The organism is Bradyrhizobium sp. sBnM-33 (assembly GCF_032917945.1).
Lineage (GTDB): Bacteria > Pseudomonadota > Alphaproteobacteria > Rhizobiales > Xanthobacteraceae > Bradyrhizobium.
Window position 1 is genome coordinate 6,976,042 of sequence record NZ_CP136624.1, and the last position, 15,360, is coordinate 6,991,401.

At 57.2% G+C, this 15,360-nt stretch carries 13 protein-coding genes and 1 pseudogene; 11 read left to right on the plus strand and 3 right to left on the minus strand.

Features of this window, described 5'->3' with window-relative positions:
• Positions 1 to 42: 42 nt before the first annotated feature.
• Positions 43 to 1,779, plus strand: coding sequence for a M43 family zinc metalloprotease (locus RX328_RS32910; protein ID WP_213253029.1), 1,737 nt, complete (start codon positions 43 to 45; stop codon positions 1,777 to 1,779).
• 355 nt (positions 1,780 to 2,134) lie between these two features.
• Positions 2,135 to 4,480 carry a beta strand repeat-containing protein gene (locus tag RX328_RS32915; RefSeq protein WP_213253028.1) on the plus strand — a complete coding sequence of 782 codons (2,346 nt, stop codon included), beginning with the start codon at positions 2,135 to 2,137 and terminating at the stop codon, positions 4,478 to 4,480.
• A 286-nt stretch (positions 4,481 to 4,766) separates the two neighbouring features.
• On the opposite strand, the pseudogene RX328_RS32920 reads toward RX328_RS32915, so the two are convergent.
• Positions 4,767 to 5,539, minus strand: a pseudogene (locus RX328_RS32920) (IS110 family transposase); the annotation flags it as partial.
• Between the two features lie 15 nt (positions 5,540 to 5,554).
• On the opposite strand from RX328_RS32920, the gene RX328_RS32925 reads away from it, so the two are divergent.
• The 8 genes from RX328_RS32925 (at position 5,555) to RX328_RS32960 (ending at position 13,138) form a co-directional block, all read left to right on the plus strand.
• Entirely contained in the window at positions 5,555 to 6,667 is a 1,113-nt protein-coding gene (locus RX328_RS32925) for a calcium-binding protein (protein WP_213253027.1), read from the plus strand.
• Positions 6,613 to 6,960, plus strand: coding sequence for a hypothetical protein (locus tag RX328_RS32930; RefSeq protein ID WP_213253026.1), 348 nt, complete (start codon positions 6,613 to 6,615; stop codon positions 6,958 to 6,960). Before RX328_RS32925 ends, RX328_RS32930 begins: the two co-directional genes overlap by 55 nt.
• Before the next feature lie 579 nt (positions 6,961 to 7,539).
• Complete coding sequence (locus tag RX328_RS32935) at positions 7,540 to 9,246, plus strand: calcium-binding protein (RefSeq protein ID WP_213253025.1); 1,707 nt, start codon at positions 7,540 to 7,542, stop codon at positions 9,244 to 9,246.
• A gap of 1,124 nt (positions 9,247 to 10,370) precedes the next feature.
• Positions 10,371 to 10,763 carry a calcium-binding protein gene (locus tag RX328_RS32940; protein WP_213253024.1) on the plus strand — a complete coding sequence of 131 codons (393 nt, stop codon included), beginning with the start codon at positions 10,371 to 10,373 and terminating at the stop codon, positions 10,761 to 10,763.
• Positions 10,764 to 11,234, plus strand: coding sequence for a calcium-binding protein (locus RX328_RS32945; protein WP_213253023.1), 471 nt, complete (start codon positions 10,764 to 10,766; stop codon positions 11,232 to 11,234). It abuts the gene before it with no gap.
• A complete protein-coding gene (locus RX328_RS32950) occupies positions 11,231 to 11,416 on the plus strand; it encodes a hypothetical protein (protein WP_213253022.1) in 186 nt (61 codons plus the stop codon). The genes RX328_RS32945 and RX328_RS32950 overlap by 4 nt, the downstream gene beginning before the upstream one ends.
• A 522-nt stretch (positions 11,417 to 11,938) precedes the next feature.
• Entirely contained in the window at positions 11,939 to 12,304 is a 366-nt protein-coding gene (locus RX328_RS32955; protein WP_213253021.1) for a hypothetical protein, read from the plus strand.
• A gap of 495 nt (positions 12,305 to 12,799) precedes the next feature.
• The gene (locus RX328_RS32960) at positions 12,800 to 13,138 is read left to right on the plus strand and encodes a hypothetical protein (RefSeq protein WP_213253020.1); all 339 of its coding nucleotides are present in this window, start codon (positions 12,800 to 12,802) and stop codon (positions 13,136 to 13,138) included.
• Between the two features lie 346 nt (positions 13,139 to 13,484).
• Here the strand turns inward: RX328_RS32960 and RX328_RS32965 are convergent, their stop codons facing one another.
• Together RX328_RS32965 and RX328_RS32970 are read right to left on the minus strand one after the other, a co-directional pair.
• Positions 13,485 to 13,808, minus strand: a complete 324-nt coding sequence (locus RX328_RS32965; protein WP_213253019.1) for a hypothetical protein — start codon at positions 13,806 to 13,808, stop codon at positions 13,485 to 13,487.
• A gap of 614 nt (positions 13,809 to 14,422) precedes the next feature.
• On the minus strand, positions 14,423 to 14,575 hold the full coding sequence (locus tag RX328_RS32970; protein ID WP_213253018.1) for a pyocin activator PrtN family protein: 153 nt from the start codon (positions 14,573 to 14,575) through the stop codon (positions 14,423 to 14,425).
• A 347-nt stretch (positions 14,576 to 14,922) separates the two neighbouring features.
• On the opposite strand from RX328_RS32970, the gene RX328_RS43900 reads away from it, so the two are divergent.
• Entirely contained in the window at positions 14,923 to 15,258 is a 336-nt protein-coding gene (locus RX328_RS43900; protein ID WP_409410851.1) for a glycosyltransferase, read from the plus strand.
• Positions 15,259 to 15,360: the final 102 nt, after the last annotated feature.

Sequence of the window (15,360 nt, forward strand, 5' to 3'; positions counted from 1 at the left end):
TCATTGGCATGCGCATAGTAGGGGAATAGAGGAATGCCGGTAGTGAACGATTACACCTCCATCCTTTCCGGCGACACCTGGTCCGGACGGGGCGCAACCGGCACTCCGGTTTTTATCACTTTCTCATTCGAAAGTGTCCCGCAACCCTATCTTTCTGCCAACTACAGCCAGCGGTTTATCAACTCGTTCCAAACCTTTTCCCCTGAGGACAGGGATTTAGCCCGCGAGGCCCTCCGCCAGTGGGGCGAGGCCTGCGGCATTCAGTTTCTGGAGGTCGCCGCCGGAGAGGGCGATATAAGATTCGGCCGTTACAACTTCGACTACACTCCGAATAACGCGTCGAACAGCGGCTTCGCTTATTATCCGAGCCGCGCAATTGCCGATACATACATCACCGAGTCCCTGCTCGGTGGCGACGTTTTCGTGAACACTCAGTACAGCAACTCTGTCTACCTGTTGCTGCATGAGATTGGCCACGCACTCGGGTTCAAGCATACGTTCGATGGCACGACTACTCTCGACCCGGCCTTAGACAATCATACCAACACGGTGATGAGTTACACGGGCGGACTGGTCGACGTCCTCGGTCCGCTCGACATCCAGGCCGCGCAGTATGTTTACGGGACCCCGTCCGCGGATGGCACGCACCTCGCGTCGTGGTCGTGGAGCGCGGCGACCGCCACACTGACCCAGACCGGCAAGGCGACCGCGGACAAGATCTTTGGCACATCGATCAAGGATGTGATCGACGGGGCCGGTGGCAACGACCAAATCGGCGGATTTGGCGGCAACGATATGTTGCGCGGTGGCGTCGGCGCAGATCACGTATTCGGCGGCGCTGGGAACGACGTGATCGCTGGTGGCGCCGGAGACGACCTCCTGTACGGCGGCAACTATTGGGGCGACAGCGCCGCCGGCTCGGATACGCTGGACTACTCGGCGGCGACTACGTCAGTCACGCTGTTCTTCGACGCACAATGGAACGGGACCCTTTGGTACAACGCAACCGGATCCGATATCGGCACCGACTTGACCTACGACTTTGCCAACGCGATCATGGGTGCGGGCAACGACACCGTCACCGGCAATGCGGATGCCAATCGGATCGACGGCCGCGGCGGTACCGATACGATGCGAGGCGGCGATGGAGACGACACCTACGTCATCGACCGCGTATCGGACGTGATCATCGAGTTGGCGAATGGCGGCACAGACACCTTGGAAGTCGGCTTCACCTATTCGGGGCGTCCTGCCAACGTTGAGATCGTGCAGTTGGTCGGCACGTCTGCCATTGATCTTACTGGCTCAACCTACGATGATGTCCTGAACGGCAATAGCGCAACCAACACGATCCTCGGTGGCATCGGGGCCGACGTCATTGCCGGTGGTGGCGGCAAGGATCTGATGACCGGCGGTGCAGGCCTTGACCGGATGGTAGCTTCGTCGCTTGCGGACAGCGGCGTGGCCTTCGCCTTTCGCGACGTGATTAATACCTTCGCGCACGGTGACAAGATTGATGTCTCGATGATTGATGCCAACAGCCTGGCTGCCGGCAACCAGGCGTTTACGTTCGTATCGGCTTTTGCAGGCGTCGCAGGTCAGCTTCAGTGGGATCTGACTAATATCTCGCCGACAGGTGTGAAGGGCTACCTGGCACAGGGCGACGTGAACGGCGATGGCGCCGCCGACTTCTCGTTGCAGGTCTACACGTCGCCGACCAACAACCTGCCAGGTGGTTCAGCGGGATGGAATCTCGCAGCATGGGATTTCATCCTGTGACGCTAAACCAGCTTCGAAGCAGAAGGTTTTTCGAATAGGGATTACAATATAGCGGCGTGTGCGAATCCATGACCCGATGGTCGGTGGCCGCAAGCGATTGACCACAAACCCCGCCCGTGTTTCATCACCCATTTGGGTGAGCGCTCGTGCCGGATCCCCTATCCGGCGCCGAGACGAAGTAGCGGCGCTGCCTCGGGTGGATCCAATCCGGAAAATCGATTGACGTTTTCGCCGACTCTGAGCACTAATCAACTTAAGACAATCCCATTTAACAAAAAAATCGCCTTCATTTCTTTTTGCCTTCTTAGGCACCCTCCAGATTTCTCCAGTGTCCCTATTTTGTGGAGCATTTGCCATGCCCGTATTCACCGGCGACAATACCAACAACACCCTGACCGGCGGCGCCGGAGACGACACCCTGAACGGCCTGGGCGGGAACGATATCCTGATCGGCAATGGCGGCGCGGATATTTTGGACGGAGGAACCGGATCCGACTCCGCCTCGTACACCACCTCCGCAGGAGGGTTGACCGTCAATCTTGCAGACGCCTCCCAGAACACAGGGGATGCCGCCGGCGATACCTTCTTCTCGATCGAGAACATTCGCGGTAGCGGGTTTGCGGACACATTGATCGGGGATGGTGGCAACAACGCCTTGCGTGGCGGAGCCGGAGCAGACATTCTGGATGGCGGTGCAGGCTTCGATTTTGCCGATTACCGCGGCGCTGCCACAGGGCTGATTGCCAGTTTGGCGAACCCGGGAACCAACACTGGCGATGCAGCCGGGGATACCTATACCTCGATCGAAGGACTGATCGGCTCGGATTTCGATGACACGCTAACCGGTGACGGCAATGTCAATTTGTTGCGCGGCGGGCTCGGCGCCGATGCGCTCGACGGCGGCGGCGGCAATGACTTTGCCGATTATGCCAACGCCACCACTTCTGTCACGGTCAATCTCGCCAATTCAGCGGCTAACACTGGGGAAGCGGCTGGCGACACATTTACGTCGATCGAGGCGATCCGAGGTGGCGATTTCAACGACACGCTCATAGGTGATGCAGCCATCAACATCCTGCGTGGGGGACTGGGCGCTGACATCCTTGACGGTGGGCTTGGCTTTGATTTAGCCGATTATGGAAACGCAACGGCGGGAGTGACTGTAAATCTTGCAAATTCCGGCTTGAATACCGGCGAGGCAACGGGCGACACGTTTATATCGATCCAAGGTCTGCTTGGCTCGAGCTTCGCCGATCAACTCACCGGTGATGCCAACAACAATTTGCTGAGGGGCGGCGCTGGCGCCGACCATCTCAACGGTGGAGCTGGCTTCGATACTGCGGACTACTCGCAATCAATCATTGGCTTAGTGGCGAGCCTCGCCAACCCCGCCGCGAATACTGGGGACGCGGCCGGCGATACATACGCATCCATCGAAGGGCTATGGGGTTCCGCCTTCAACGACACTTTGGTGTTGAGCAACGCTGGAGGCTTCCTGGACGGGAATCTGGGAGCTGACACGTTGATTGGCGGCACGGGGTTTGACCTCGTGATGTACAAGAATTCCACGAGCGGCCTTACGGTCAATCTCGCCAATTCAGCGGCAAACACGGGAGAAGCCGCTGGCGACACCTTTACCGCCATCGAAGGTATTGGCGGATCAAACTTTAACGACACGCTGATCGGTGATTCGGGCGGGAATTATCTGCGCGGAAATTTTGGGGCGGACGTCTTGAATGGCGCAGGTGGAACTGACATTGCCGACTACTCCGAGGCGACGACCGGCCTGACTGTCAGCTTGACCGACCCAAACTTGAATACCGGAGAGGCCGCGGGCGATACTTTCATATTTATCGAAGGTCTCGGCGGTTCGTTTTTTAACGATGTTCTCACCGGCAACGGCGACGTCAATCGTCTCATCGGCAATGATGGCGTTGATCAGCTCTATGGCCTGGTCGGTAACGATACGCTGGACGGTGGCGCGGGCAATGACTTGCTCGACGGCGGGGCCGGGATCGACACGATGACGGGCGGTGGCGGCGACGACACCTACACTGTGGACAATGCCGGCGACCAGGTAATCGAAGCCCTCAATGGCGGGACCGACACCGTCAATACTTCGGTCAACTACGCGCTTGCGGCCGGTCAGCAGATCGAGGTCTTTACCGCTAGCGGTACGAACGGGATAACCCTTACGGGTAACGAGCTCGGTCAGACCATCAACGGCAACACCGGCAACAACATCCTGAGCGGCGGCGGTGGTGCGGATCTCCTGCTTGGCGGCATCGGCGCCGACGTGATCGACGGAGGTGCAGGAAAGGACACCATGACGGGCGGTGCGGGCCTCGACCGGATGGTGGTTTCGTCGCTTGCGGACAGCGGCGTGGCCTTCGCCTTTCGCGACGTTATCAATACCTTTGCGCACGGTGACAAGATTGATGTCTCGACGATTGATGCCAACAGCCTTGCTGCCGGCAACCAGGCGTTTACGTTCGTGTCGGCCTTTACAGGCGTCGCGGGTCAGCTTCAGTGGGACCTGACTAATACCTCGCCGACAGGCGTGAAAGGCTACCTTGTGCAGGGCGATGTCAATGGCGACGCCGCTGCGGATTTTTCGCTGCAAATCTATACATCACCAACCAATAACCTGCCCGGCGGCAGCGCAGGGTGGAATCTTGCGGCGTGGGACTTCGTCCTTTGAAGTAAAACCCCATTGAATTAAATCGTTTGTACGGCTTGCGGTCGTGCGAGGCCGCCACTTGTAGCGAGATTGAGCGGCATCATGTAGCAGCCGGGCAAGTCGGTCGATATAACGCGATGCGCTGACGGCTTCTTTCGTGCGACCTCCATGCTGGAAATAGCCGTTCCCTCCCTTCGGATGCGCCACCGCGGGCACCGTGCATCCGGCACACGCGACAGCCGCGAACCGCAGTTGCTCCACAGGGCTTACCTGTTCGTTTCGATTTGGCTTTGCCAGCGAAGGGCATCGATCTTTGAAGAGGCGTGAGACCGAGCCAAGCCGCGAAGTCACGGCCTTTGGCGAAGGTCTCGGCCGGCGGTGCTAGAGCGGCGATCGCGGTGGCGGAGATTGGGCCAATGCCGGGAACGGTCAATAGCCTGCGGGATACTTCGTCCTCGCGAGCACGTCGCGCGATCTCCTTGTCAAGATCTGCGATCTTGCCATTGAGGCCGGCGAGCAGGTCTAACATCAATCGAAACATGGCGTGGGCCGCTTGGGAAGCGAGCTGGCCATCTCATCTTCTTCGATCAGGTCGGCAAGCATCGCCACATGCGACGGCCCCTTAGGTGCGACCCAACCATATTCAGTGAGGTGTCCCCGGATCGCGTTGATGAGCTGCGTTCGCTGCCGCACTACCAGGTCACGGGTCCGAAACACCAGACCCGCCGCCTGTTGCTGTTCGCTCTTCACGGCCACGAACCGCATGCTCGGCCGCTGCGCTGCTTCGCAAATCGCCTCAGCATCGATCGCGTCGTTCTTCTGCCGCTTCACGAACGGTTTTACATAGGCGGGCGGGATCAGCCGAACTTCATGACCAAGCTGGGTGAGCTGACGGGCCCAGTGATGTGCTCCACCACATGCCTCCAGCGCTACCGTGCAGCTCGGCTGGGCTGCGAAGAAATCCAGCAGCTTTCTACGGCTGATCCGCTTGCTGAATATCGCTCGCCCCCGCCCGTCCGCTCCATGAGCGTGGAAAACATGCTTGGCGATATCGAGACCGACTGTGATAACCTCTGACACGGACGCCTCCCTTAAGTGGTGCTCAACACCTCCACTTTGGCACATCGATGCCGTCGGCGGGGCGTCCACCCCATCATAAATGGAGGGCGGATCGTCTATAGCTATTCCCAATTGGCGGCGGCGGAGCTGTACGACTTCTTAGCCGACGAAGCCACGGACGCGGTCTGGGAATTTGCAGAGGAGGAGCTGGACGAACACCCCTCGCTTCTGTCTGGGGGGCTGCTTGCACTTGAGGTGTACGAACAAACCCAACCGGCCCTAGCTTTTAAGGAGAGTACAGAAGATTTCTTTGAGAAAACGATGACGCGTATCCAGAACACGCTGGATGATTACCTCGATCCGTCGATTCCGGAAGATCAGAAGAGATCGTTGGACCTCGATGCCGTTGAGACCGATCTCAAGCAGTATTGGAAGGATCTTGTGGACGAGAAGATCGGCTTTCCGGTCAATAGCGCTCTCGATTTCCTCGACAACGCGGTTAAGAGCGCCCGCGTGATGCTCGGCAACAGCGATGTTCGAGCCCGCCTGGACATTGATCCTGTGGCTGGCGGCACACTGCCGCTGGCGGCCGCCGCAGGCCATCACGACGGCATCTTGGGAAGTAACAACGCGGACGTGATCTCTGGCGGCGATCTGATCGACTTGATCTATGGCGCCGCCGGGAATGATACGCTCAGGGGAGGCACCGGCTCGGATATCCTCGTTGGCGGCGACGGGAACGACTTTCTCGTTGGAGATATAGGTGAAGATATTCTATCGGGAGGATTGGGTAACGATCAGCTCGACGGTGGTTTTGGATACGATGAAATGCGCGGCGGAGTTGGCGACGACACATTCACATTTAATAGCTCGGCCGACCAGGCGATCGAGGCCGCCTCTCAGGGGATTGACACAATATTGTCGAGCGTCTCACTCAGCGTCATGCCGACTAATGTCGAGAATGCGACCTTGACGGGCTTTGGGTGGAACGGTCTGACCGGAAGCAGCGCCTGGAATGTCCTCACCGGAAACTCTGGTAATTGGTTGGCCAGCTCGGCAAGGACACCCTTACTGGCGGCGGAGGCCTGGACAAGATGGTTTATGACTCGATCGCCGATTCCGGACCGGCATTTGCCGCCCGCGATGTGATCAACACTTTTGCCCACGGCGACAAGATCGACATTTCCGCGACCGACGCCAACAGTACGGTCGCGGGCAACCAAGCCTTCAGCTTCGTTTCCGCCTTCAGCGGCGTCGCCGGACAACTGCAGTGGGATCTGACTAATATCTCGCCGACAGGCGTGAAAGGCTACCTTGTGCAGGGCGATATCAATGGCGACGCCGCTGCGGATTTTTCGCTGCAAATCTATACATCACCAACCAATAACCTGCCCGGCGGCAGCGCAGGGTGGAATCTTGCGGCGTGGGACTTCGTCCTTTGAAGTAAAACCCCATTGAATTAAATCGTTTGTAGGGCTTGCGGTCGTGCGAGGCCGCCACTTGTAGCGAGATTGAGCGGCATCATGTAGCAGCCGGGCAAGTCGGTCGACATAACGCGATGCGCTGACGGCTTCTTTCGTGCGACCTCCATGCTGGAAATAGCCGCTTTCCTCCATTCGGATGCGCCACTGCAAGAGCGTTGGTCGGCGGTCGCAAGACGGATCTTGCCGGCAAGTTCTGGCGGGCGTCTCGTCCCCAACCATAAAGAGACTGGAGGCTACTGATGGACCAGGTCGCCGCTCGGAAAGGCCGGCGTCGAGTTCATAGCGGAGAACGGTGGCGGCGGCCTAAGGATGAGGAAGAGAAGGCGACATCTCTGGAAAGTGCCCTCGGCGTGGTTGTGATCTGAAGGCGCTTGCGGTGGGGGCTTCTATGTCGCGATTGAACCTTCTCCTCTAACAGAGAATGGCCTGTACGGAGGTAGATGAACATTTGCTTGCGGACCCATGCTGTTACAACTATCATCCTGTCCGTATTTTTCGGCCGCCGCTATTTGGTCCTATTGTTTCAGCGAGGCTGCTATGCCGACTTTTCTCAGACAGGCATTTCCTATCGCGTTGCAAGGCTCCGTAGGCACAACGCTGTCTCTCTCATCGCTGGTTACCCAAGCCTTTGGAGACAATGCCGGCTCCATCACAGGTGCTTGGCTTGGCTACTACGGCATCGAGGCTATGCAGGCCTGGAATTTCAGCTACGTGAACCCCGCTTCTCCGTCCATTTCAGCTTGGCGCTTAAACGGTTCACCAATCCCTGCTTCGACTCCCAGCAGCTTCAATCAGACGTTTGTTTCTTCCGCTCAGTTTGCAACAACCGATGTTCAGCTTGGGAATATGTTCGACCCCCAGCTCTACATGACCGTTCGTATCGACAACGGGGCGCCTGACCCGGTGTACATTCAGTACGTCTTCACGACCGACACGGCAATATCATCGCCAGTTCCGGTGAACCGTGCACCGACTGCAACCGAAATTGTCGCTGCTGCACGCACTTTCGTTGCCGAACATCCTGGAATTCTCAACAGCAACGACTGTCACTGGATCTCAATGGTGATTGGCGGATCCGTCGGCGCAACCATGTCTGACGCCTCCTATAGCCTAGTTCCGACGGAAAATCTCGAGGGAGGCTTCTGGCGCGTCGCGTATCGGGGAACGGCAGCCACGCCGAGCAATTGGCTAACCCTAACCAAGCCCGGAGACATAGTGCGTTTTGATTGGGCAGATCCAGCACAGCCACAGCACACCACGCTGATCACAGGTCAGGTTCAGCCCGACGGTGGTGTGCTCGTAGTAGACAACTCCGGAACCATTCACGAGCACGTCGCCTATTACGATCAGTTCTCAACGGCTTCGACCGTAACAATCTATCGCGTCACCGCAGACAATCTTTACCTGATCGAAACGACAGATGCCAGCGAGACTGTCCTCGGCACGACGTTTAACGATTTACTTCGTGCCGGTGGTGGTAATGACATCATAAATGCTGGCGTTGGCAACGATGTGGTTGTTGCAGCCGCCGGCGACGACACCGTCAATGGGGGCGCCGGCCACGACCGCATCGATGGCGGTTCAGGCGTCGACACCATGAGTGGAAACGCCGGGAACGACACTTATGTCATCAACAGCGCCAGCGACATCGTTGTGGAACAGGTCAACGAAGGCACCGATACACTTGAGGTCGGGTTCACTTGGTCCGGCCGCCCGGCCAATGTCGAAGTGGTTCAGCTTACAGGCAGTGCATCGATCAATCTCACAGGCACCACCGGCAATGACATCTTGCATGGCAACAGCGCAACCAACACGATCCTCGGCGGCGTTGGCGCCGACGTCATCGCGGGGGGCGGAGGCAAGGATCTGATGACCGGCGGCGCCGGACTCGACCGGATGGTCCTCTCGACCTTGTCGGATTCGGGGACGGCGTTCGCGTGGCGCGATGTGATCAATACGTTCGCGCATGGTGATAAGATCGACTTCTCGGCGCTCGACGCCAACAGCACAGTCACGGGCAACCAGGGCTTCAGCTTCGTTTCGGCCTTCACCGGCGTCGCAGGCCAGTTGCAATGGGACCTGACCAATATCTCGCCGACAGGCGTGAAAGGCTATCTCGTTCAGGGCGATATCAATGGCGACGCAGCCGCAGACTTTTCGCTGCAAATTTACACAGCGCCGACCAATAACTTGCCCGGAGGCAGCGCCGGATGGAATCTCGCAGCATGGGATTTCATACTTTGATACTTACTGAAGTTGCAGGTTCGATCCATTGGAGGCAAGGTAGGTCGTCGCAAACGAGCTCCTGGCCCAAGAACATAAGCGTCGCTTACCCGAATGGCCGAAATGAAAGCTATTTCGCCGAGCGGAGGTTCGGCCTATTCGATCTTATTCTAACCATGCCGAGTTCATTCCGCCGGCGTGGGCACTAAGTCATTGCTTAGAGGCGGAGAGATGCTATGGCGCAGACCCTGTATTACCCGGTAAATTTCGTTACGCTGCATCAGAAGGCTCCGACGGGAGTCGATCCAGGTCTTAACTCCGGAAATCAATATCTAGAAATAAATGGTGTCCAACGTCCCGAACGAAGTACGGACAAGAGTTCGGCTTCGGCGATCCCGGCGAAAATCCCAGCTTCGCCAGCTTCGATTAGACGGAATGGGAGGTTGGCTTTGCCACTCTGGTCCGGCCATCCAACTTGACCGCAAAGGGCACGTATCAGGTCGAAGCTCCAGGTGGAAGCACAAGTACAATACCTGGCGCTCAATGAGCGTGCCAGATGCACTTCATTGTTCCGACGAAGTATCTCGACCCCACAGTTGCTGATTAAGTGCAAGCGCTGATGGATGACGCGCGCTCGGCGCTGCTCGAAAACTGGCATCGCGGGATGACGAAGAAATTCGCACATTTTGTAGGTCCCCGCTCGATCCAAACCCGCTGATACCCAACTGGAGGTATTATGGCTGACGTCCCTGCGAATGTATCAACGACATCTTGGTTCGAAAGTAGCGAATTTTATTCAGCCTCCAATTTGGAGGCATCATACTCAGGCTTATTCGAAGCATCAGGCGATGACGACTGGATCGCGATTACTCTGATTGCAGGGATGCGGTACGTGTTTCTTCTCCGGGTCGACTGGCGCTGACGCTGCTCTCCAAGAACTTGACACATCGCTCGCGATTTTTGACGCGAACGGCAATCCCCTTGCGAGCGATGAAGACAGTGGCGTTGGCGCCAACCCCCTCCTCATATTTATCGCTCCCACTGCCGGAACGAATTATATTCAGATGGCGAGAAATAATTCTATAGCGACGCAATGCGAGTATTCGGTGTCTGTGACGTCTTGGTTGTAGCCATCTTCTCCTCACATGGGTAAAGAGTACGTCTTTCTCACATCCGCTCCCGATACGATGTCTGTACCGACGATCGATCAGATACTCGTCGGTGGCGCCGGGAATGACGTCCTGTCGCTTGGCGCCTTCAATGGATTCAACGGAATCGACGCTTACGGCGAGCAAGGAGATGACACGTTAAACGGTAATGCCGACGGGAATAATTTGTTCGGAGGCGTAGGGAACGACACGCTGCGGGGCAACTCTGGATCCGATAGGCTGTGGGGTGATGCCGGCAACGACTTTCTGTTCGGCGGCAGCGGTGCGGATGATCTCTACGGCGGCCCCGGAGCGGACTACATGGCCGGCGGCGACAACCCCGATCTATACATCGTCGATAATGTTAATGATGTTGTTGTCGAACCGTAGATGAGCCAGGGGATCGTGTTGTTACGGGCCTTGAATGCCTATGTCCTGCCTAATAACGTTGAGGAGTTGATCTTGATCGGCGACACGCCGTTGAGCGGCAGTGGCAATGCTCTCGCCAATAAAATCACCGGCAATCTTGGTTCGAACATCCTGCGTGGCAACGCCGGGGACAACATCTTGTTCGGCGGCCAAGGCGTTGACACGCTTATCGGCGGTGCGGGCAAGGACACGATGACTGGCGGCGGCGGTCTCGATAGGATGGTTCTGACATCGTTGGCGGACAGCGGCGCAGCCTTCATCAACCGTGACGTGATCAACACCTTTGCGCGCATGGTGACAAGATTGATCTCGCAGCGATTGACGCCAACAGTATCATTGGCGGCATTCAAGCCTTTACGTTCGTGTCCGCGTTCACGGGTGTCGTGGGGCAGTTGCAGTGGGACCTCACGAATGTTTCGTGGGCTCGGGTGAAGGGCTATCTGCTTCAGGGCGACATCAACGGCGACGGCGCCGCGGATTTTTCGCTGCAAATTTACACGTCGCCCACGAAGAATCTCGCCGGCGGCAGCGCCGGATGGAATCTCGCGGCGTGGATTTTATCCTCTGACGCCAACTCGGTTTTCGATTTGAACGCTTGGGATTTCGCACTTTGAGGTTCCTGCAAAGAGACCATCGCAAATGACGGCGCACCGCCGACTAGCCGCGTCGACCAACTAGGGGATGCCTATGCCTGATCGTGCAATGGTCACCGACGGTTGTCGCAGGCGTCGCGCCTGATGCGGGGGGTCTCCCGGAACGATCGCTATCAGTAACAGCCGTTTTGCAATGATTAGGTCCGACGCAACCCATGTCGGGACTGACAAGAGCGGGTCGGCAATGTTCATTCAGTTTTATGATGCATTTGGCGCAGTTTCCGGATTGCCGCTCCAGGTCAACTCGACCTCTTCTGGCGATAAGATTTACGTCGGCGGTTGTGATCTTGCTGATGGCGGTGCGGTGGTCTTTTTGGGAAGATGTCTCGACTGGGGCAATCCGAGCTCAGCGCTTCAGCTCTGCGGGTCAGAAGGCAGGCGCGGAGCTCCTGATAGACGCGGCGGGCAGCCACGGAACTCTCGACGTCGAGAGCCTGCCGAGGCGGCTTTGTCGTAGCCTGGACCGACACCGATGGACAAGGAATGGGTGTTCGGGCCCAGGTCTATTCTGCGACAGGCGGAAAGATCGGCATGGAAAGGGTGGTTAATAGTCAAACAGCTGGCCACCAAGGCCATCCGACAATCGCAGTGCTTCCCAGCGGAGAGTTTGTCATCGCGTGGGAAGGCGATGGTCTGAGGGCGCAGCACTTCTCGGCGAATGGCACCGCCATTGGAAACGAACTCCTCTTGACTCCATTGAGCCCTCCACTTCCGTCGAACGCCTCGGAAAGCTATCTCTTTGGGCAGATTGTGGGCCTTCCGGACGGCAATTTTGTAGCCATCTGCAACGACCGACAGGTCTACGATATATTCGACGACGGAGTGTTTAGCTCGAGCGGCATAATCTAAATAGTCAGTTCTCTCGCCGGCGGGCGTTGCGATTAGCAACTCAGTCGAGCTGAAGCAAATATCAGCTGACTGTTACCACTACCCAGTCAGCCGGCGATGAGTTCGACGTCATCAATGTCTTTCTCGACAAGACGGGCGGTCTCTACATTGCTTACGACCACTACGGAGCGCAAGATGAAATCAATCTCGCCACGATCTCACACTATTCCATCGCCGGAGACTTGTTGAGTGAACTGGTAGCGGCAAGCGACAATTATAATCTCTCCTTTCTGCCTGCCTTTGCTCTGCTATCGGACGGCCGCGTCGTGGGTGCTTGGGAGGAAGCGACGTTCGCCCTGGACGGAGCGAAGTCGGACACGCGCAGAGTTGTCATTCTTGATGACCGTGGGGCTTCATTTGCAGGGGCGTAGCAGATGATTTCATCGTTGGCGCAACACAGGGTGCTATGTCAACAATGTCATCAACGGCGGCTCGGGCAACGAAACTATCCATGGCATGAATGGCAATGATCAGATTTTCGGCGCTGGCGGCGCCGATTTTCTCTTTGGCGGGAATGGTGCTGACATACTCGATGGCGGACTCGGCAACGACGTGCTCACGGGTGGTGAGGGCAAAGATTTGCTGACGGGGTCGGGCGGGCTTGACCGAATGGATTTCAACACGCTTTCCGCATCCGGTGTTGCATTTGGAGACCGCGATGTGATCAATACATTTGCGCATGCCGACAAAATTGATCTGTCGGATATCGACGCGAATAGCCTCGTTGGCGGCAACCAGCCTTCACGTTTGTTTCGGCCTTCACCGGCGTCGCCGGCCAGCTGCAATGGGACCTGACCAATATCTCGCCGACGGGCGTAAAAGGCTATCTCGTCCAGGGCGATATCAATGGCGATGCGGCTGCGGATCTTTCGCTGCAAATCTACACATCGCCGACTTGCCCGGCGGTAGCGCCGGATGGAATCTCGCGGCATGGGATTCTATACTTTGATACTTGGCCCGCGAAGCCGGTAAAAGCTCGCCTATGCAAGCTGGAGGTGGGTCGTCGGAATTAGCTTGGCGTCGGTTGCGCTCGATATTGGCGATGGGAACTCGTGCCATCGAAGGCGCGGCAAAGCCAATTATGCGCTCTCAAGGCTGAAACAGGGTTCGATTCCCCTAGAGCGCCAACGATTTCAGTAACTTATGCCTCTGCTGTTTTCTTCATCAAATAACTATCGAATAAACGGGCACGAACGTAGGCGAACGCGCCGTGACCTGAATTGTCCTTCTTGCGCGCGCGGGATTGAATGAGCAGCGAGGTGCGCCCGGCGGCAGACGCTAGAAAAATCGAGAGATTATGGAAAACTGAAATGGTCGGCGCGCTATGTCGCTGAAACCATCGAATGGCTGGCGCGCACTCAGCCGCTGATTGCATATGCACTGCGCCGATTGTGGTTTCGTGCTCTGCATCCTTATAGCCACGTGTATCGAGCCTCGTATTCGACTGACAGGTATGGCGCTTCAACTTGCCGGTGTCGTCGTCGTGGGTGTGGGACTACCGGATACTCGGAGCCTTCGCTGATGAGCCCACAACGCGGCAGGCGATCGTGAATTGGTGGTCTGGGCGGCCAACGTTTGGGCCGAGGCACGTCGTTCTTGCGGCGGAAGGCGCCTCGCTTGGACTCTCCGGAGGTTCTGCTCGCGGGAGGGTGATCCCCGGTCCGAATAAGCCCTTAGACCAGCGAGTCTCCTTGCTGGAAGATCAATACTCGCGTTTGTTCAGTGAGATGTGAACGCTTGCTTTTGAGACGGCAATCAGGATTGAGAAGGTAGAAAACTCGAAGGCCGAAGCCTCTGAACGTCAAACGGGCCGATGATAGTATCCGAGGATAGCTACGGCTGGCCTTGCAGCAGGCCTGCCACTCGCGCGCGTTGGTTTCATCTTTTTTGTTCTTGAGATTTCGACCGGCACTGCCTCTCCCGAACTCGCGAAATTATTCGGGGCCACCACCTGCCAATGGTCACGTCGCTAGTAGCGGCAACACGGCAGCGCCGCACAATGGGTAAGCTAGTCATCAATGACATCTCAAGGACAAACTCCCGGGCCGATCGGCCGGGCGTTGCTTCAGCAAAATGTTCTCACCGTCGTCCCCATAACTGATCGAGTTCTTTCTGCGCCGCCGCGCGGCGATCGTCGATCCACTTCGCCAGATCGAGCAGGTGAACACCGCGAGCAGCCTCTTGGCTGGCCTCGATCCGCACCAACGCACTGGCATGGATTGTGGCGGCCATGATTCTTGCCCTCGATCACCGCCAGTTCCCGAACAGCGCCCTCTTTTCCTCGGGCGGACCGGTCATAGCGTCTATGCTTTCCATGCTCCGCTTGTCCTACTTTTCGGTATCGCCGGCTTTCCGTGGTGGCTCAATTTGGCTTAGCGATCGGCGTGGGGCTAGGTCTTTTTCTTGGTTGAGCATCCGGTCGACCACATCGAAAGAAAGCTTTCAGCCGCCTACACCTGATGAAGCGCCTCTCGCTTGGCCTAAATCCTTGCCACAGGAGGCCTAGAGCGCCTTAGTTGAATTGAAGAGCGATAACAGGTAGTTTCTCCCGTTCATCATTCAATTAATGTCCATCCTTGATGCTGCTCACCATCCTCATACCTTGCTATAATGAAGCAGCTATCCTTCCGGCGTCCATCGCACGTCTTTGCGATTACCTCCGAGAGCAGCCTTGGAGAGGCCCGTTAAAGGGAGATTGGGAAGTCCTGGTCGTAAATGATGGGAGCACCGACAGCACCAAATCGGTAATGGCCGAACTTTCCGCCACCAACCCAAGCGTTCGGTGCGTCTCCTACCCTATCAATGCGGCCAAGGGCGCGGCTGCAAGTCGGCTTCGCCGAGGCTCGGGGAGAATGGATTTTTTTGCGTTGACGCTGACCTCGACTACGGTCCGGAACACATCGCGGCGTATCTAGCCACGGCCACGACCAGCGGCGTCGATCTCGTAGTTGGTTCGGCCTATATGAAGGGCGGTTCGGCCGTCGGCGTCCCGCCAATGCGTCTATTTATGAGCTGTG